The organism is Roseateles sp. SL47 (genome assembly GCF_026625885.1).
Taxonomy (GTDB): domain Bacteria; phylum Pseudomonadota; class Gammaproteobacteria; order Burkholderiales; family Burkholderiaceae_C; genus Roseateles.
The window spans coordinates 1,784,188-1,801,298 of the sequence record NZ_CP113068.1; the positions used below are offsets into that span (position 1 = coordinate 1,784,188).

Below are 17,111 nucleotides of genomic sequence, written 5' to 3' on the forward strand. Positions count from 1 at the left end.
AAGGATCCCCCATGGCTTCGGAATCCACCGATTACGTTTCAGAGATCAAGGGCATTGCCGAGGAGGCCCGCCGGTTCTCCTTCGAGATGTACAAGTACAACACCGAGCAGGCCATGCATGGCCAGGCCGTTGATGGGGCCACCAAGGTCACCAACAACTGGATCAACAAGCCGGACAAGGTGCAGACCACGCAGTGAGCCTGTCGCGGCACTGCCCGTTCTTGCCAACCCTGGCATTCGTTCCATTCCCCCATCCCCGCCATTTCGCCGCAGAAAGGACGGAACCATGAGCAACATCACTCCCACCAGCGGAAATCCTCCCGATCCCAAGATGGAGGAAAAGCTCACGCTCAACGAGGACGACTCCGAAGAGCTGCAGTCCGCGAAACTGAAGTACCAGGCCACCATCGATTCGCAAGTGGTGCAAGGATGCGTCAACAGCTGCCGGGTCTACCAGGACGGTGCCCGCGGCGTAGGAGTCCAGACATGAATCCCGCCGTTGTCGCTGACCCGCTGATGAAGACGATGATCACCACCACAGTGCTCTCCACGGCTTCGGGCGCTGCCTCCACCTCGACCAGCAACATCGCGCAGGTGAATCAGGGCTGGCTGAACGTGGACCTGAAGGAGGCCGACATGGTCGCCCAGATCCCCGGCCACATCACGCCGCCACCGATCCAGCGTCCCTGACGGTCCGGCCGGACATTCCTGGGAACGCCCCCCGGCGAAACGCCACACAAGGAATGTTCCAACCCCCTGGCGCGCAGCTCCCGCGGGCTGTCGCCTCTTCACCCTGGAATGCCGCCTGCGTGTGCACGCGGCATTCTTCCATCCAGACAAGGAAGCGCGCATGAGCCACGTGTCTTACGCATCAAAGGTGTGGAGCTCGGACGGAGAAGGCGAGGCGCTGGCCGATGCCCACTCGCCCGCCAGCCAGGACGTGATGCAATTCCAGCAGTGGTTGCAGACGGATCCGGCCTCTGCGGTGGACCGGTCCGCCGGCGCGGCCCACGGCCCTTCCACCGCCACGGCGCGAGGTGCCGGCCTGGAGGGAGGGCTCAGCAGCGCACTGCATCATGTGGGCGAGATCCTGCACCAGCGCGAGCAGGACTACTTCAAGACGCTGGAGCGCGCCGCCCGTACCGGCGACCCGGTCGAGGGCCTGGCGGTGCAGCGCCGCCTCTCCGAGCTCTACCTGGACCACGGCCTGGCTGTGAAGGTCATCGCCAAGACGGCGCAGGCCGCCGAGAGCCTGATGAGGCTGCAATGAAAACGCTGTGGATCCGGGACCTGCTGCCGTCCGCACGGGGGCTGGTGACCCTGCTGATGGTGCTGCCCCTGGTGCTGCTGACCGGGTGCCGCACCGAGGTCGACCTGCACAGTGGCCTGGCGGACAGCGAAGCCAACCGCGTGGTCACCGCGCTGCGCGACGACGGCATCGCAGCCCAGAAGCGCAGCACCAAGGAAGGCGTGGTGGTGAGCGTGCCCGAAAGCGATCTGGCGCGGGCGACCGCCGTGCTGCAGGCGCGAGGGCTGCCCCACCGCGCCGCCGCACGCATGGGTGATGTGTTCAAGAAGGAGGGCCTGATCAGCAGCCCGCTGGAGGAGCGCGCCCGCTATGTCTATGCACTGTCGCAGGAACTGGAGGCCACGCTCGCCGAGATCGACGGCGTGGTGGTGGCCCGCGTGCACGTGGTGCTGCCGGAGAAGGTGGCGCCCGGCGAACCGGTGCAGCCTCCCACCGCAGCCGTCTTCATCAAGCATCTGCCCAGCCTGGAGCCGGATGTGATTGGCCTGCGGGTGCGGCAGCTGGTGGCGCGCAGCATCCCCGGCATGGGCGCGCAGGCGGTAGACCGGGTGTCGGCCGTCTTTGTCGTCTCCGACGGCGTGCCCAAACGCCCGCTACCCCCTCCTACGTCCACGAGCTGGGTCTGGACCGCGCTGGGAGGCTTGATGGCGCTGCTGGTGCTGGTGGGCGCAGGCCTGGTGCTGCGGGAAGCCCGGCGGCGCCGGGACGCGGCCCTGGAGGACGAGGGCAACGACGACGACGTCGATGACGCGCCCGTCAGCGAGGCCCCATCGCCGCAGCCCGGCGACGGCCCATCCCCTTCGACCCAACTGTCGGGAGCTTGAGTCATGGACCCCACGGACACCCTGTCCCGCAACCAGGTCTGGCAGGTGCGCGCCTGGCACCACTGGCACCGCCCCTGGTCGGTGATGCATGCGAGCTGGGCAGAGCTGGGCCATGACCGGCTGGTGGCCAGTGGTGCCACCGAGGCGTGGCTGCGGCAAAAGTACCCCGCATGGTGCAACCTGTATGGCCTGGAGCGCACGCCGGCGGACCTGTCGCCCACGGTGGCCTGGCGCCTGTCGAGCCTCTCCATCGCGGACTTCGAGCGCGCGCTGCGCCTGGTCGGCTGGACGCTGCGGTTCGCGCAGATGCCCACCAGTCGGCTGATGCGCGGGGGCCCCGGCCTCCCGGCCCAGGACCTGCGCTGGGCACTGTCGCGCTCGCACTTCCTGCCGCGCTCCGTGCCCGATCGGCTAGACAGCGCCGCCGGCTTGACCGGTGCGCCCGCAGCGACGGAGGAACGGGTGCGGCGCCTGGCCGCCGCAGCGCTGCGGCTTTTTGTGCAGGATGATCTGCCGCCGGTGTGGCCGCGGCTGCGGCTGCGATGTGACCGTGCCGTCATCGAGGCGCAGCCCCTGCACGACGGACGGTCCAGCGACCAGGCGTTGCTGGACAGCGCCATGCTGGGCCAACTGTCCCGCCTGTGGAGTGCCGCCGTCAAGGAGATCCTGCCGATGCCGTCGGCATCCGCGGCGACCGGAGGTGACGAGCCGGTGTCCAGCCGGACGGCCCCGCTGACGGTGGAACGGTCGCTCACGGAGACACCCACGGTGATGGCCGCCACCGGACGGCCTGCAGCAATGCCAGTGCCGGGGCAAGGCCGGCGCCACATGCCCGCTGGCCAGGAGCTTCCGTTGTCGGTCATCCTGCCCGAGGAGGTTCGGGCATGAGCGCCTGGCTGTCCGACGCGGCGGGACCGGCATCCGCTTCAATCGCCTCTACCGACCACACCTTTGCTGGCGCTCCGCCCGCTGAAGGCCCGGCTGCCGACTTCGCTCCTGACGTCGTGGGGGCCGCTGAATCCGGGTCGAAGCCCGGCCGCAGCTGGCCGCCTCGGCAGCTGGACAGCCGGCTGCTCCAGCGGCCTGCCATGCACGGGCCGGTGCTCAAGGGCTCCACGCTGCAGGCGCTGTCCACCGCCCGCGAGGTGGTGGAAGCCGCCGAACGCGAGGCGGCGGCCCTGGTCGAAGCTGGCCTAAAGGAGGGCACCCGCGTGGCCGACGAACTCCTGCAGAGCCGGCAGGCAGAGCTGGCGCGGCGGGAATCGCAGCTGGCCACGGAGATGTGGCAACGCATGGCCCGCTTCAGTGAGGCGGTGTCGCGGGACTGGGACCTGGCGCTGGGCCGCCTGGAGGACCAGGCCCACCTCCTGGTGAGTGATGCACTCGCCCGGCTGACGGCCGAGCAGCCGCATGAGGCCCGGGTGCGGGCCTGCGTGCGTGAGCTGGCCCGGCAGGGCGTGCGGCCCGACGCGGGCGTGCTGCATGTGAGTGCCGAGGATGCCGAGATCGTGGCGGCCATCACCGCCCTGGAAGGCGTCCCCTGGCCGGTGGAGGTGGATGCTGACCTGCGCGCCGGCTTCCTGCGCCTGGCCTCGGCAAACGGACGCTGGGAACTGGACGTGGAAGGCACCCTCACCGATCTGCGAAACGCGCTTGAATCCCCTCAGGCCGCCGCCTTCCCCGGCGCCGCGCCCCCCTCAGACGGCTGACGTCAAGGAGCTGCCATGCTGCCTGTATCGCCTGCACATCGTCCCACCAACACCACCAACGTGGAACGGCAGCGTCCGCTTTCACCGCCGACCTCCCCAACTGCGGAGCGCACAGGCCGGACGGGCACGCCCTCGGTGATCTCCACCCGGGAGGGGTCCAGGACGCCCATCAACAGTAATACGGAGGGCCGCTCCGGTCGCGTGGGAACCCTCTCGCGCCGACGGCCGTCACGAAGCGCCAGCGGCGTCGGCCTGGGCGAGTCCGAGACCGCGCCGGAAGCGTCCCGGGATCGGGAGACGGAGCCGCTGGTGGTGCACGCCACCGATCCCCATCAGCAGTACACCCGCTCCAACATCTGGCAGCAGATCTTCTCCATGCTGCACGATGCCGTCTCCAAGATCTTCGACATGGGCCAGAAGGTGGTGGATCTGGCGCACCGGGGCATGGAGATCATCACCACCCGCATCAGCTGACCCGCATGAACTTCCCTTGCACCGGCTGCGGCGCCTGCTGCCGCGCCTTGCCCGCCGCCTCGGCCCTGAACCGCGGCGATGGGGTCTGCCGTCACCATGATGCGGTGACACAGCGATGCACCATCTATGCCGAGCGACCCCTCATCTGCCGGGTCGACGACCTCTACCGCGAGCGCCTGGCCGGCCAAGTGACCCGCCGGGTCTACTACCTGCTGCAGGCGCAAGCCTGCGTGGCCCTGGATGCGTCCAACAGCGGGATGCCGCTAGAGATGGCCCGTCAACTGGTGATGGAGGAGGGCACGGCGCTGTCCCCGGTGGATCCAGATTCTGACCTCGAGGCGATGGCCAGCCTGCCGCCAGAAGAAGCCGCTCAAGGCCTGGAGCAGGTCATGACGGCGGTGCAACCGCTGCTTTAAAGCCTCGAGCGTTGGGGGGTGCGCTCAAGCACCCGTTCCGCAGCCCGCACGGCGGGTGGTGGACCCTGCAGGCGGGCAGGGCTGATCCACCGCCCCTCGGCCTGATGATAGGTGGCGACCGCGCGACCAACCGCCGGCAGGCTGCTGGCGGCCCGCCGCCAGGGCTCGCCGCTTTGCAGCAAGCGCTCGGCGTCCAGGCTCAGCACGCCGGTCGCCGGGTCGTAGCCCACCGACGGCTGAAGCACGCCGACCTGGATGGCGGCGCGGATTGCGGGCGGGACCGAGGCCTGCAGATGGGCGTGCTCGGCGCCCCGGCCCGCATCACCTGCGCACGCCTCCATGAGGTGGCCGAAGCTGACGATGTCCGGCTCCGTGCCCTGCGCCGCCATGACACGGAACACGTCCAGCGCCACCGCGGCATTGCCCACCCGCGCGCAGGCGCCGAGCACCGCATTGCACACGGCCAGGTGAGGCGGTGCTGCGGCCGCCAGGAGCGGCTGGAAGAGGGCCAGGGTGCGGTCCAGCCGACCCGCGCGCGCATGCGCCATCACCCGCGTGCCGGTGATCCGGGCGTCCGGGGTGAGACCGCGGGCGGGCAGCGCCGCATGCAGTTGCTCGACCTGGGCCAGCGCCTCGGGGGTGTCCCGGCGGGCGAAGACTGCCATCACCGCGTCGTAGAGCCGCAGGTCGGGTTGCGCCGTGGTTTCCAGCTCGCGCAGCAGCGCCAGCGCCTCCTCTGCGCGATCCAGTTGCCCCAGCGCCGAGACGGCCGGCATGCAGAGGATGGGATTGAGCGGTACCTGCTGCCGGCGGGCCCGCGCGAAGAGGGACAGGGCCTCTTCCGGCCGACGCTCCTGCATGGCGCGCGTCAGCAGTGCGCCGTAGGTGTGCGCATTGGGCTGGATGCCGGCGGCTTCGATCCTGGCCACGAACTGAAGGACGTCCGGCCATGCGCAGCGGCTGCCGATCAAGGAGGTCGTCAAGCGCAGGACGTCCTGCTGCTGCTCCGGGTTCAGATGGGCGAGCTCGATGCGCCCGCTGAGCAGGGCATGCCCGGTCCTGGCCCGTTCACGGTCGGCGCTGGAGGCGTGGGCGGACGGGCCCTTGCTGTGGATGGTTCCGCGACGGGGCGAGCGTGGCGGGACCGCGGAGCCTCCAACGCCAACGCCACCATGGCCGACATTGCCGGCTTGGTCACCGGGCCCCCGTGACAGCTGCTGCGGTCCGCCCGGCAGCACCTGCGCCCCCGGCCCGTGCGCGCCAGGGCGCAGGGAAGGGCCCACCGACGGGCGGATCTGCACAGCCGCTCTGGCCGGGGACAGGGGCTCGGCCGCACGCGCAGCCCGGCCGACACCGCCAGCGGCGGCGCCAGGCACCTGGTCGTCCGGCAGCTTGTGGATCAAGGGGCACTCCTGGCGTGGGGAAGGCTGCACAAGAACGCGCGCCCTCGTGCAGCTAGGTGGCGCGAGAAGGCGGCGAGTTCCACCACAAATCGCTGGAACTCTCGAAAGAGCGCCGACACAGAAACAGGCGGACCGACTCCAGCACCTGCCAGGGTGGGTCCGTCAGACGCGGCGCCGTCACGGTGCCGTTGTTCCACTCATAAGGACCCATCATGCTACCTTCCAATATCACCCCAGGTGAGGGCGCATCGCGCCTCTCCTCACAGGCTCAACCCCTCCCGGCCCGCAACACTGCGGGGGATGTCCGCAGCGGGCAGGGCCCCGGCATCCATCCCACCGGCGGGCCTACCAGCACGTCCGGGACCCAGCGCTCACGCGGATCCGGATTTGCCGCGCCGTTTCGCGGCCTCATCGGTTCGGGCCGTGGCAACGAGTCGGCACCGTCCGCCGATGGGCAGGTCCACGAGTTCCCCGTGGTGGGCAAGCCGCCCACTGCATCGTCGTTTCCCGCGACCATCAATCTGAAAGGCCATGTGAAGCTGCCGCTGTCCAGCACCTTGCGTCGGCTCACCAGCCCTCGTTCCCTGTCGGACCTCAACACCAACGGGCGCGCGCTGCCCCGAATCACCCCGCAGACCCTGGGGCGCTACATCAGCGGCGTGGTGGGCGAGTGGGATGGCCTGCGGGCCGACCTGGTCTCCCGGATCGTGACCAACCTGGGCGAACTGGACCGCACCACGGACAACCAGGTGGCCCGTCAGCTCCACATGGAGATCGCCCTGCATTTCAACTGCCTGTGCGAGCCGGAGAAGGTGGAGCTCTTCAACACCCTGGTGGAGAGCCATCGCGGGCTGTTGACCGACAACGGCCGCGTGACGCGGCTGGTGGAACACATGCTGCTGGCCACGCCGGCGCCGAACGCAGCGGCGATGCGGGCCGCGTGCCGAGGGGAAACCCAGGGGGTCCTGAGCCGGTTGTTCGACAAGGCCGGCAATGTTGCCCTGCTGGAGAAGGATTTCGCCGAATTCAGCATGACGCAACCGCTGGATCACATGTTCGACTATGGCGGCTTCATGGAGGCCACCCAGCGTGTCTACGGGACACTGCCCGAAGGGGTGGCGGCGCGGCATCGCGTCTGCGTGGTGGGCGCCGGACCGGCTGGCATCATGGCCGCCGATGGGCTCAACCGGCTGGGGGTGAAGGTGCATGTCTTCGAGCAGGGTGATCAGATTGGCGGGCGGCTCAAGACCGTGCGGCTGCCGCCGTCGGGCAGGGCAGTGGAGCCGGACCGTCCGCCTTCACCGACCCCGATGGAAATGGGCGGCATGCGCTTTGCGCCGTTCGAGGGCAACAGCTTCTACCGCCTGATCCAGCTGTACCAGCTGCCCAATGCGCCGTTCCCCAACCCCTCACGGGTCCATGGGTCGCTGGTCATCGGCCAGGAGGTGGTCGAGACGCGACCGGGCGAGAAGCCCGACCATCCGCTGCTGGCGGAAGTGACACGCGAATACGAGAAGGCCATGGAGCCGCTGCTGGGCCCGATCCGGGCAGCACGGGCCGCCGGCGACACGCTGAAGTTCCGGGAGCTGTGCGAGGCCGCCATCGAGCGCTTCGACCCGATGAACTTCCAGGTGGGCCTGCGCGCGCTGTTGAAGGACCAGGGCATCGAATGGAGCCCGGAGAAGTGGGAGCTGTACGGCGCAGTGGGCATCGGCGTGGGCGGCTATGAGGGCTATTACGGCACGGGCTTCCTGGAGGAGTTCAAGTTCCTCGCGGACAAGCGCCTGGAAAACCATGTTTTCCTGCCCGGCGGCGCCAACTCGGTCCTGGAGGCGGTGGCCAGCGACGAGAACATTCCCAGCGGCAGGCCGTCCCTGGACGCGCAACAGGCCATCGAGCTCAACACGGCCGTGGAGCAGATCCTCAAGAAGACCGACCCGGACACCGGCGAGGCGTTTTATGAGGTCACCGTCCAGCACACGGAAAACGGCGTGGAGACGAAGCGCACGGAGCGGTTCACCGAGGTGATCTTCGCGGCCGGTCCGAGCGAGGCCATCCGTCTGGGCCTGACCGGGCCGCAGGCCGACTCGGACGCGCTGATGACGCCGGAACTGGGCAAGGCCCTGCGTCACGCCAACCTCGTGGGCGCCACCAAGCTGGCCGTCAAGGTGCCCCGGGAGATGCTGGACCAGTATGAAAAGGACTACGGCATTCCTGGCAACATCCAGTCCAGCCATCCGTTCCAGCAGGTCTATGTGCTGCCGGCCATCAGCAAAACGGCCACCTCACGGGTGATCTTCCTGAGCTATCAGTTGGGCGACAACGCCACGAAGACGGCGAGCATGGGCGGCGAAGAACAGTTCCGGCTGTTCACCAGCATCCTGCGCAATACGGCGCTGGCACAGCCTGACAACCCGGCCTACCAGAAGCTTGAGCGTTTCGCGGAGCTGGTGGAGGCGGGCAAGGACCGCATGGCCTTCGAGCCCTGGTCGCTGGAGCGGCACTTCGGCGGCGCCTTCAAGATGGACCGGCCGATGGAGCAGGGCAACACCCAGCGCATGTGGGAGAGCACGCTGGACAGGTCGTCCACCGGCGCCATCTTCGTCAACGAGATGATGACGGCGGAAGGCGGCTTCGCCAGTGGTGCCGTGAGCGCGGCGATCAATGGGGTGCAGCAGTTCATCGTCCGCAATGACGGTGAACTGGCGCCGAATTCGCCGCTGGATCAGGAACGGCTCTATCCGATGAGCTGAGCCTGAATCGCGCCCCGGGGCCGGACCCCGGGGCGTTCCCCCCAGCCTTCATCAGGACCCATCATGGAACCCAATGCGTCAACCCCCGTCCATTCCTTGACGATCCAGCCACTGGCCGTCAGCCAGCCTTTGCCCTCCGGCGAAGGGATCCGGTCATCCGCGTCGTCCATCTCGATGCAGCCCATCACCAACCAGCGCAGCCGGGTCAATCCACCGAACGAGGTGCCGCAGAGTTCGTCGTCCCGCGGCAGCACCGTGTCGGTGTCGGTGCGCCGCCGCCAGGCCGTGCACGCGCAGGAACAGGGCCAGCAGCAGGCCCCCGACACGATCGGCCATGAGGACACCCCCCAGCCGCCCGGGCAGATCCGGACTTCCGGCGAGGGGCGGCCCCCGGCGGGGCTGCGGGCCGACGCAGCACCGCGACAGGCCTTCCTCCAGGTCCTCGGCGCGGGCGATGTGGAGGAGGACGTGTACGTCGCCCACGACGTGCTGGCGCGCATCGGCGAGAACCTGCCCATCTTCGCCAAGCATGGGGTCACGACCCTGGAAGGCCTGGAGCACGAGCTGCACAAGGCGTTGATCCATGACACGGTGCTCACCATCCTGAAGACCGGCCTGGGCAACCTGGGCTATACCGTCGGTCTGCCCGCCTATGCGCTGAAGCACGCGCCGCAGGTCTCCGACGTGGTCTCGCGTCGAAGTGCCACCACCGGCGGACTCACCGTCACGACCAATGTCGCGACCAATACGGTGGCGGCGGAAATGCTGCGACATGCCTTCGCCGCCGGGTCCGAAGATTCATTGCCGCCGTCGCTCACGCAGCCCGTCAACGGGCTGGAGCGGACGCTGCGCACCGCCACCTGGATCGCCGTCCACGACGCTGTACGGCAAACCGTTCCGGTGGGGATTGCGCTGAATGACTGGCGTATCGGCCAGCCGGTGGATACCGCCGTGGTCAATCCTCAAGCCGTCTGGGCCGATGCAGGGTCCCGCAATATTGCCGCGCTGATGACGGAGCTGCGCCTCATGAACGGGCTGCCCGGCATGCGGGGTGTCGGGGCCCATGAACCGACGTTCAGCGAGCGCTTCCTGCTCCAGTCCCCCAGGACCCTGGACAAGTGGCTGACGCAGACGGCCGGTGGCTCGGTGGCGGGCAGTCTGATGCCCACCCTGGCAGGCACCGCCAAGACCGCCCTGCGACTGCCGCTGGGCATTGCGCGGGTGCTGGTGAATCTGCCGGGTACGGCGCCGCTGTCCCTGATGGGCGCGTGGATGATCGCGCAGGGTCTGCTGGCGGCATCGGCCCGTTCGGCGGAATATCCCAGCAACCAGCATCTGTCACCCGGCTTGGAGGATCCCCAGGCGACTGTCGATCGACGGGCCATCTTTGGCTGGGGCTGCGAAACGCCGCTGGAGTTTGGGCTGGCGGTGCTGGCTCCGGTGCTGGACCAGGTCCTGGCGCAGGGACGGCTCGGTGGCTTGCTCCGTCACGGCAATGCGCTGATTGACCGGGCCGCGCAAGCCGTGGACGCAGGGGTGGATCAGTTCTTCGCGACCTCGGTCACTGGAGAACCCGCCCGGGCCGCCCCGCGTCAGGGCGACCGGGGCTGATCGCTGGACGGCCGCTGGAGGGCGCTGGACGGCCGCCGACCGACGGACCTCCGCTGACCCGATCGCCAATGGGTCAGCGTGGCGGCGCCGCAGGTCGGCCCAGGCCCAGCTTGTCCATGGCCTCCTGGGCCTCGATCAGCATCGAGGCAACCTCCGCCACGGTGATGCGCAGGCTGGTGGCGCGCGCGCGGATGTGCTCGTAGGCCTGCGCTTCGCTCATGTGCTGGTGGTCCACCAGCGTGCGGATGGCCTTCTCGAGCTGGCGGCGCGATTTGATCGTGGCCTCCAGCTTGTCGATCTTGCCTTGCTGGCGCTGCTGGAAGCCATAGGAAGAACGTGCCAGCACCAGGGTGCTCAGGATGCCGGAGGAGCGGAACGGCTTGGTGATGACGCCATGCGCATGGGTGTCCAGCAGCAGCTTGAGCGTGGTGGGGCTTTCATAGTCCGACAGGGCCACCAGCGTGGCATTCACCGCGCTGGCCGTCCAGGTGGTGCCCTCCAGCTCCTGGGACACCCAGAAGAAGATCACGTCTGCGTCCTTGGGCGGCTCCGAGGGGAAGGGCCACAGCACCTTCAGCCGGCAGCCGATGCGCTGCAGCTGCTGCACCACCACATCGCGTTCTTCCCCAGGCGGATAGACCACGGCCACGCAGATCTTGCGCAGGTCTTCATAGAGGCGACGAAGGCTGGAACTCACCGCAGGTCCTCCCCTCATCGCAGCCAGAACTCTGAGAAACCAAAGCTGGAGAGGTAGGGGTCCGGCTTGACCGGCTCCGCACTCTCCCAGACCACGTTGAACTGCCCGTCGCTGCGGCAGATGCCGATCCGCGGCGTGAGCACGCAGTGGTTGTTGTCCGCATCGATGCTGACGGGCCCCTCCGGGGATTCGAAATGCAGGCCATGGGCGGCCTCCACCAGGCGACGGCTGTCCAGGCTGCCGGTGCGCTCCAACGCGCGAGCGAACAGATGCACCTGGGTATAGGCCATTTCCGACCAGGTGCTGGTCGGCCGGTCCCCGAAACGCTCACGCCACAGGCGGGTGAAGTGGAGGTTGCTCTCATTCTTCAGCGACCCGAAGTAGGTGGCGGCGGTGATGTGCCCCGCGCACAGCGACGGCCCGATGAGCCGGATTTCCTCTTCCGCCATCGAGAGGCTGGCGATCGGCATGCGCTGCGGGTCCAGGCCGTGCTCACGATAGAGGCTGTAGAACTGCCGCGCTGATTGGCCGACCAGCGTGGAGAAGATGACATTGGGCTGGCTGGCGGCGATCTCGCGCAGCACCTCGTCCAGCTCGGCCCGGCCGGCCTCAATGGGCAGGTAGACCTCTTCAACGATCTCGCCGCCGTGCTCCTCCACCACATCCCGCACCACCCGGTTGGATTCGCGAGGGTAGATGTAGTCGCTGCCGACCAGGAAAAAGCGGGGGCCGTGATGCTGAAGGAGGTAGGCGGCCAGCTGCATGCTGTTCTGGTTGGGCACCGCCCCGGTGTAGATGATGTTGGGCGAGTATTCGAAGCCTTCGTAGAAGGAGCAATACCAGAGCAGCGCATTGTTGCGCTCCACCACCGGCAGCACCGCCTTGCGGCTGGAGGAGCGCGAACAGCCGAAGATGACGTTGATCTCATCCTCGATCAGCAGCTTGGTGGCCAGCCGACGGTATTCGTCCGAATCGCCCTTGGGGTCGTAGGCTTGCGGTACCAGCGGGCGGTCCAGCACACCGCCCAGGGCATTGATTTCTTCCACCGCCAGTGTGGTGCCGAAAAAATGCTCCGACTCGGTGACGCTGGTGGCGCCGGAGCGGGAATACAGGATGCCGATGCGCCAGCCATTGTCGGCAGGGCCGCCCGGATGGCCGCCCGAGTGGCCGCCCGAGTGGCCGCCCGCGCCAGGACGCGTGGCCGTGGAATGTAGAGGGTCCGACTGCATGCGGTGATTCACTCCCTGAAGCTCTGTGCGCGCGTTGCCATGGTGCTGCAATCGTGCTGTGCAATAGCGGTGTTGCGGTGTTGCGGTGTTGCGTTGGCATGGCCCGCCCGGCGACCGGTGCCAATTTGCCCTATCGAAGAAACAACTCCTGAATGATGTCCGGACCGTGTCCCGCCTGCAGCGCAAGCATAAGCAGGATCCGCGTCTTCTGGGGGCTGAGGTCGTCCGAAAACACAGCGCCCGCCCCTTGCAGGGTGCGGCCGCCGCCCACGAAACCGTACAGTGGCAGCGTGCGTCCCTGCGGACACCGCGACGCAATGACCACCACCACGCCCCGCGTGAGGGCCTCCCGCACGGCCTCGTGAAGTTCAGGGTTCACGTTGCCGTAGCCCAGCGCCTGCACCACCACGCCCCGGGCGCCGGCGGCCAGCGCGGCCCGCAGCAGGGCCCCGTCCGCGCCGGCATACATGGGCACGATGTCGACGCGGGGCAGTGGCTGCCCCGTCAAGGCCACGTGCTGACGCCGCAGGGGCGAGCGGGCCCACTGCACCCGGTCTTCCTCCACCACGCCCAGCAGGCCAAAGGGGCCGGACTGAAAGGCGCCAACGTCGCTGGTATGGGTCTTGGACACCTCCCGGGCGGCATTGATCTGCCCGTTCAGCGCGACCAGCACGCCCTTGTGATGCGCCTGGGGACACAGGCAGATGCGCACCGCATGACGCAGATTGCGGGGGCCGTCGAAATCCGGTTCCGAGGCGTTGCGCTGGGCGCCGACCATCACGACCGGCTTGGTGCTGGCGAGCGTGAGGTCAAGGAACCAGGCGGTCTCCTCCAGCGTGTCGGTGCCGTGCGACACAACGGCGCCCGCCACTTCGTCCCGCGCCAGGGCCCGGCTGATGGCCGCGTGCAGCGCCAGCCAGCGCGGGGGATCCATGTAGTCGGACGGCACGTTGGCCACCTCATGGACCTCCAGCTGAGCCAGCTCGTTCAAACCCGGCACTGCGGCGACCAGCGCTTCTCCGGTGAGCGCCGGCACGGGCGCATGGGTGCGCGGGTCCAGCTTCATGGCAATGGTGCCGCCGGTGGCAAAAAGGGGAACCGTCGGCCGCATGTTCAGACCCGCAGATGGTTGAAGATGGTGGCGATGGCCTGCGGGTCCCGGGCATCGCCCTGATCCACGATCTCCCCCTGCTTGAGGACCAGGTAGCGGTCCGCCACCTGGAGTGCAAAGGCCACGTTCTGCTCGATCAGCAGCAGTGTGGTGCCGCGCTGTGCGCGCTCCCACAGCAGGGCTTCAGCGATGCGGTCGATCACCGACGGTTGCAGGCCTTCGGTGATTTCGTCCAGCAGGATGAGCGCAGGCTGCATCATCAGCGCGCGGGCCACCAGCAGCATCTTCTGTTCCCCGCCGGAGAGGGTGCCGGCATACTGCCGCAACCGGTCCCGGAACACCGGAAACAAGGGCGCGATCGGCGCGAAACGGTCTTCGAACTCACGGTCATGCGGCAGACCCAGCCGCAGGTTGTCGCGGATGCTGAGCTCGGAGAAGATGGCGTGCTCCTGCGCCGCATAGGCCACACCCAGCCGCGCGATGCGATGCGGTGCCCACCGCGTCACGTCCGTGCCGTTCACCAGCACCGACCCGTTGCGCTTGGGCAGGTAGCCCATGACGGTTTTCAGCAGCGTGCTCTTGCCCATGCCGTTCTTGCCCAGCAGGGCCACGGCTTCACCGGGTTGAAGGGCCAGCGTGGCGTCGCGCAGCACCACCGCGTTTTTGTAGCCGCTGGTGACGGTGCGCATCTGCAGGGTCGCCGTGCCGGGCGGCAGGGGACGGGCCGGGCCCGATGGGGCGGTGGAGTGAGGGAGGGCGCTCATGCTGCCTCCTTGCCATTGGAGTCTGGGTGGGAGCCTGGGCGGGGCGCTGGGCGCGCCGCTGACACCGGATCTGGCGACGGACCCGCCGGCGCCGCCTGTGCGCTGCCCGCGTAGATGGTGCGGACCAGCTCGGACTCGGTCACGTCCTTGAACGTTCCCTGCATCGCGATGCGGCCCTGATGCATCACCACGATGCGGGTGGCGATCTCCTGGACGAAGTCCAGATCGTGCTCCACCAGCAGGCAGCACAGCCGATGCCGATGGGCCAGCGAGGCCAGTACGCCTGCAATCTGCGAGCGCTCGGTCTTGGTCAGGCCCGCCGTCGGCTCGTCCAGCAGCACGATGCGTGGGGCCAGCGAGAGCACCATGGCCAGCTCCAGCGCCTGCTGCTGCCCATGGGACAGGTCGCGGGCGATGGTGCCGAGATGGCGGTCCAGCCCGGTGGTTCTCACCACGTCCAGCGCATAGGCCGGTAGCGCGAGGGTGGTGTCGCGGCTGAACAGGCGGGGGCGCTGGCGGGTCCCGGTGGCCATTCGCAGGCATTCGGCGACGCTGAGCGACTCGAAGATGTTGGCGTTCTGGAACTTGCGGCCCAGGCCCAGGCGGACGCAATCTTCGGGGGGGCGCTGCCGGATGTCCGCGCCACCCATGCGGATGTCGCCGCTGGTGCGCTCGGCGCCGTCGCTGATGCATCGCATCAGGGTGGTCTTGCCGGCGCCGTTGGGGCCAATCAGGCCGATGAGCTCACCGGCGCGGCCCTCCAGGTCCACGCCTTCCAGCACCTTGAGCGAGCCGAACTGCCGGGTGACGCCACGCATCTCCAGCAGGGCGGGCTCCAGGCCCGCAGGCCGCTCCTGCGGTGGAGCGCCGGGAGCCGCCAGCGGCTCCTCGACCAGTGCGGGCACGTCCGGTGCACGGCGTCCCGCTCCCAGCGGCTTCAGGAGCAGCGGCACCAGGCCTTGTGGCAACAGCACGATGACCGCCACGAAGGCACTGCCCAGGATCAACTGCCACGCAAACGGCATGCTGGCACTGAGGTAGGCCGTCGCCACATTGATCAGCAGCGCGCCGATCAGGGGCCCCCACAGGGTGCCCCGGCCGCCCAGCGCCACCCAGATGATCAGCTCCGTGCCCAGCACGAAACCGGTCAGCTCCGGGGCCACCACGCCACTGAAGGCCCCATAGCCGAAGCCCGCAAAACCCGCCACCCCGGCCGTGACCACCAGCAGCAGGATCTTGATCAGCGGCACGCGCAGGCCCAGGTAGGCGCAGCGGGATTCGTTGTCTCGGATGGCGGCCAGCACGCGGCCTGAATCGCTTTGCACCAGCAGCCAGGCGAGCACGCCCACGGCCAGCAGGGCCGCCCCGGCCAGCCAGAACCAGGTCTCCAGCGAGAAGTCGAAGCTTGTATAGCCGGTCAGGCCCGAGCTGGAACCGGTCCATTCGCCGCCTGACAGCAGCAGCTGCGTGGCCACGATCGGCAGGACCAGCGAGATGACGGTGGCGAAGAAGGGTGATGCCCCGCGATAGAACGACAGCCACCCCACCAGCCCGGCCAGCGCCATGGCCCCGACCACGGCCACCGCGATGGCCAGCACCACCGTGCCGCCGGAGAAACCCTGATGGGTGAACACCAGGCCGGCTGCATAGGCGCCGAGACCGAAGAAGGCGGACTGGCCGAAGGTCAGGTAGCCGGTGTAGCCCCACAACACGTCGACCGTGATGGCCACGATGGCAAAGAAAAAGGCCTTGATCAGGATGTTGACCAGATAGCTGTCGAACACAAAGGGTCCGAGGGCGATCAGCGCGGCGCCGGCCAGGCTGACGCCGACCAGCCGTTGCAGCGAGCGGCTGCGATTCATGGCGTGAGCACCTTCCTGAGACGACAGGGGACGGGCCTGCGCAGCCGACGCGGCACGCAGGCCAGGGTCGGGCGCAGAAGCATGAGGGGAGGGAGGTCGCAGGGTCTCATCCACGGGCAAACCCCTTGGGCCGCAGGCGCAGCGTGACGGCCGCCAGCACCGGAATGGTGAGGCCGCCCAGGACGGCGCTGGAATAGCTGCTTACCAGCACCTGGCAGGCACCGAAGACCAGGCAGGTCAGCATCAGGCTGGGCATGGAATGGCCGGAGACCATCACCAGCATGAAGGCGCTGACCAGCCACGGCAGGCCCATGCCCGGGTCGACGCTGGACAGCGGGGTGATGAGCGTGCCGGCCAATGTGCCCAGGGCAGCGCCCAGGCTGAAGGTGATGAAGCGGATGCGGTCGGCGGGGATGCCGAGCCCGCTGGCCAGATCCTCGTTCATGATCACCGCACGGGTGTTGACGCCAAAGCGGGTGGCATTGAGCAGCAGGGTGAGCCCGGCACCCAGGCCCAGGGCCACCGGGACCAACAGCAGCCGATAGGCGGAATACTCGGCGCCGGCAATGCGCCAGGCGCCTTGAACCGGCGTCTCCACGAACTGCACCTCGCGGCCAAAGGCGGCCACGATGAGCTGCCCGATCACAATGCCCAGGCCCCAGGTGGCCAGGATGGCATCCAGCGGGCGCCGATACAGCGGACGCACGATGCAGCGCTCGATGGCCATGCCCACCACCACGCCGGCCACGATGGCCAGCGGCAGGCCCACCCAGGGGCTCAGCTTGAGCTGCGTCACCACCAGGCTCGCATAGGCGCCGACCGTCAGCAGCGCTCCGTGCGCGAAGTTGACGATCTTCATGACCCCGAAGACCACCATCAGCCCGGCCGTCACGATGAACAGCACGGCCGCGGTCGTCAGGATGTCCAGCAGCAGGATCATCTTGTCTCCT

19 protein-coding genes are annotated in these 17,111 nt (G+C 68.4%); 11 read left to right on the forward strand and 8 right to left on the reverse strand.

What is annotated here, in order from left to right:
• Positions 1 to 11: 11 nt before the first annotated feature.
• From OU995_RS07735 to OU995_RS07775, 9 genes are all read left to right on the forward strand, one after another.
• Entirely contained in the window at positions 12 to 197 is a 186-nt protein-coding gene (locus tag OU995_RS07735; RefSeq protein WP_267834946.1) for a hypothetical protein, read from the forward strand.
• An 88-nt stretch (positions 198 to 285) separates the two neighbouring features.
• Positions 286 to 489 carry a hypothetical protein gene (locus OU995_RS07740; protein WP_267834947.1) on the forward strand — a complete coding sequence of 68 codons (204 nt, stop codon included), beginning with the start codon at positions 286 to 288 and terminating at the stop codon, positions 487 to 489.
• Entirely contained in the window at positions 486 to 689 is a 204-nt protein-coding gene (locus OU995_RS07745) for a hypothetical protein (RefSeq protein WP_267834948.1), read from the forward strand. Before OU995_RS07740 ends, OU995_RS07745 begins: the two co-directional genes overlap by 4 nt.
• Positions 690 to 849: 160 nt before the next feature.
• The gene (locus OU995_RS07750; protein ID WP_267834949.1) at positions 850 to 1,269 is read left to right on the forward strand and encodes an EscI/YscI/HrpB family type III secretion system inner rod protein; all 420 of its coding nucleotides are present in this window, start codon (positions 850 to 852) and stop codon (positions 1,267 to 1,269) included.
• A complete protein-coding gene (gene sctJ / locus OU995_RS07755) occupies positions 1,266 to 2,132 on the forward strand; it encodes a type III secretion system inner membrane ring lipoprotein SctJ (protein ID WP_267834950.1) in 867 nt (288 codons plus the stop codon). Before OU995_RS07750 ends, sctJ begins: the two co-directional genes overlap by 4 nt.
• Positions 2,133 to 2,135: 3 nt before the next feature.
• Positions 2,136 to 3,020: a hypothetical protein gene (locus tag OU995_RS07760; protein WP_267834951.1), complete on the forward strand. Its 885-nt coding sequence runs from the start codon at positions 2,136 to 2,138 to the stop codon at positions 3,018 to 3,020.
• Positions 3,017 to 3,841, forward strand: a complete 825-nt coding sequence (locus OU995_RS07765; protein WP_267834952.1) for an HrpE/YscL family type III secretion apparatus protein — start codon at positions 3,017 to 3,019, stop codon at positions 3,839 to 3,841. The genes OU995_RS07760 and OU995_RS07765 overlap by 4 nt, the downstream gene beginning before the upstream one ends.
• Positions 3,842 to 3,856: 15 nt before the next feature.
• Positions 3,857 to 4,315, forward strand: a complete 459-nt coding sequence (locus OU995_RS07770; RefSeq protein WP_267834953.1) for a hypothetical protein — start codon at positions 3,857 to 3,859, stop codon at positions 4,313 to 4,315.
• Positions 4,316 to 4,320: 5 nt separating this feature from the next.
• Complete coding sequence (locus OU995_RS07775) at positions 4,321 to 4,731, forward strand: YkgJ family cysteine cluster protein (protein WP_267834954.1); 411 nt, start codon at positions 4,321 to 4,323, stop codon at positions 4,729 to 4,731.
• On the opposite strand, the gene OU995_RS07780 is transcribed toward OU995_RS07775, so the two are convergent.
• On the reverse strand, positions 4,728 to 6,134 hold the full coding sequence (locus OU995_RS07780) for a hypothetical protein (protein ID WP_267834955.1): 1,407 nt from the start codon (positions 6,132 to 6,134) through the stop codon (positions 4,728 to 4,730). The two genes, OU995_RS07775 and OU995_RS07780, sit on opposite strands and share 4 nt — an antisense overlap.
• A gap of 52 nt (positions 6,135 to 6,186) precedes the next feature.
• Entirely contained in the window at positions 6,187 to 6,348 is a 162-nt protein-coding gene (locus OU995_RS07785; RefSeq protein ID WP_267834956.1) for a hypothetical protein, read from the reverse strand.
• On the opposite strand from OU995_RS07785, the gene OU995_RS07790 reads away from it, so the two are divergent.
• Both OU995_RS07790 and OU995_RS07795 read left to right on the forward strand, forming a co-directional pair.
• Entirely contained in the window at positions 6,347 to 8,887 is a 2,541-nt protein-coding gene (locus tag OU995_RS07790) for a flavin monoamine oxidase family protein (protein WP_267834957.1), read from the forward strand. The two genes, OU995_RS07785 and OU995_RS07790, sit on opposite strands and share 2 nt — an antisense overlap.
• A gap of 63 nt (positions 8,888 to 8,950) precedes the next feature.
• Positions 8,951 to 10,498 carry a hypothetical protein gene (locus tag OU995_RS07795; RefSeq protein WP_267834958.1) on the forward strand — a complete coding sequence of 516 codons (1,548 nt, stop codon included), beginning with the start codon at positions 8,951 to 8,953 and terminating at the stop codon, positions 10,496 to 10,498.
• A gap of 73 nt (positions 10,499 to 10,571) precedes the next feature.
• Here OU995_RS07795 and OU995_RS07800 read toward each other — a convergent pair whose 3' ends face one another.
• From OU995_RS07800 to OU995_RS07825, 6 genes are all read right to left on the reverse strand, one after another.
• A complete protein-coding gene (locus tag OU995_RS07800) occupies positions 10,572 to 11,195 on the reverse strand; it encodes an ANTAR domain-containing response regulator (protein ID WP_267834959.1) in 624 nt (207 codons plus the stop codon).
• Positions 11,196 to 11,209: 14 nt separating this feature from the next.
• Positions 11,210 to 12,424, reverse strand: coding sequence for a transporter substrate-binding domain-containing protein (locus tag OU995_RS07805; RefSeq protein ID WP_267834960.1), 1,215 nt, complete (start codon positions 12,422 to 12,424; stop codon positions 11,210 to 11,212).
• Between the two features lie 130 nt (positions 12,425 to 12,554).
• On the reverse strand, positions 12,555 to 13,535 hold the full coding sequence (locus OU995_RS07810; RefSeq protein WP_267834961.1) for an asparaginase: 981 nt from the start codon (positions 13,533 to 13,535) through the stop codon (positions 12,555 to 12,557).
• Between the two features lie 2 nt (positions 13,536 to 13,537).
• Positions 13,538 to 14,224 carry an ABC transporter ATP-binding protein gene (locus OU995_RS07815; protein WP_267836203.1) on the reverse strand — a complete coding sequence of 229 codons (687 nt, stop codon included), beginning with the start codon at positions 14,222 to 14,224 and terminating at the stop codon, positions 13,538 to 13,540.
• A gap of 71 nt (positions 14,225 to 14,295) precedes the next feature.
• Positions 14,296 to 16,161 carry an ABC transporter permease subunit gene (locus tag OU995_RS07820; RefSeq protein ID WP_267834962.1) on the reverse strand — a complete coding sequence of 622 codons (1,866 nt, stop codon included), beginning with the start codon at positions 16,159 to 16,161 and terminating at the stop codon, positions 14,296 to 14,298.
• A gap of 106 nt (positions 16,162 to 16,267) precedes the next feature.
• On the reverse strand, positions 16,268 to 17,101 hold the full coding sequence (locus tag OU995_RS07825; protein WP_267834963.1) for a branched-chain amino acid ABC transporter permease: 834 nt from the start codon (positions 17,099 to 17,101) through the stop codon (positions 16,268 to 16,270).
• Positions 17,102 to 17,111 lie beyond the last annotated feature (10 nt).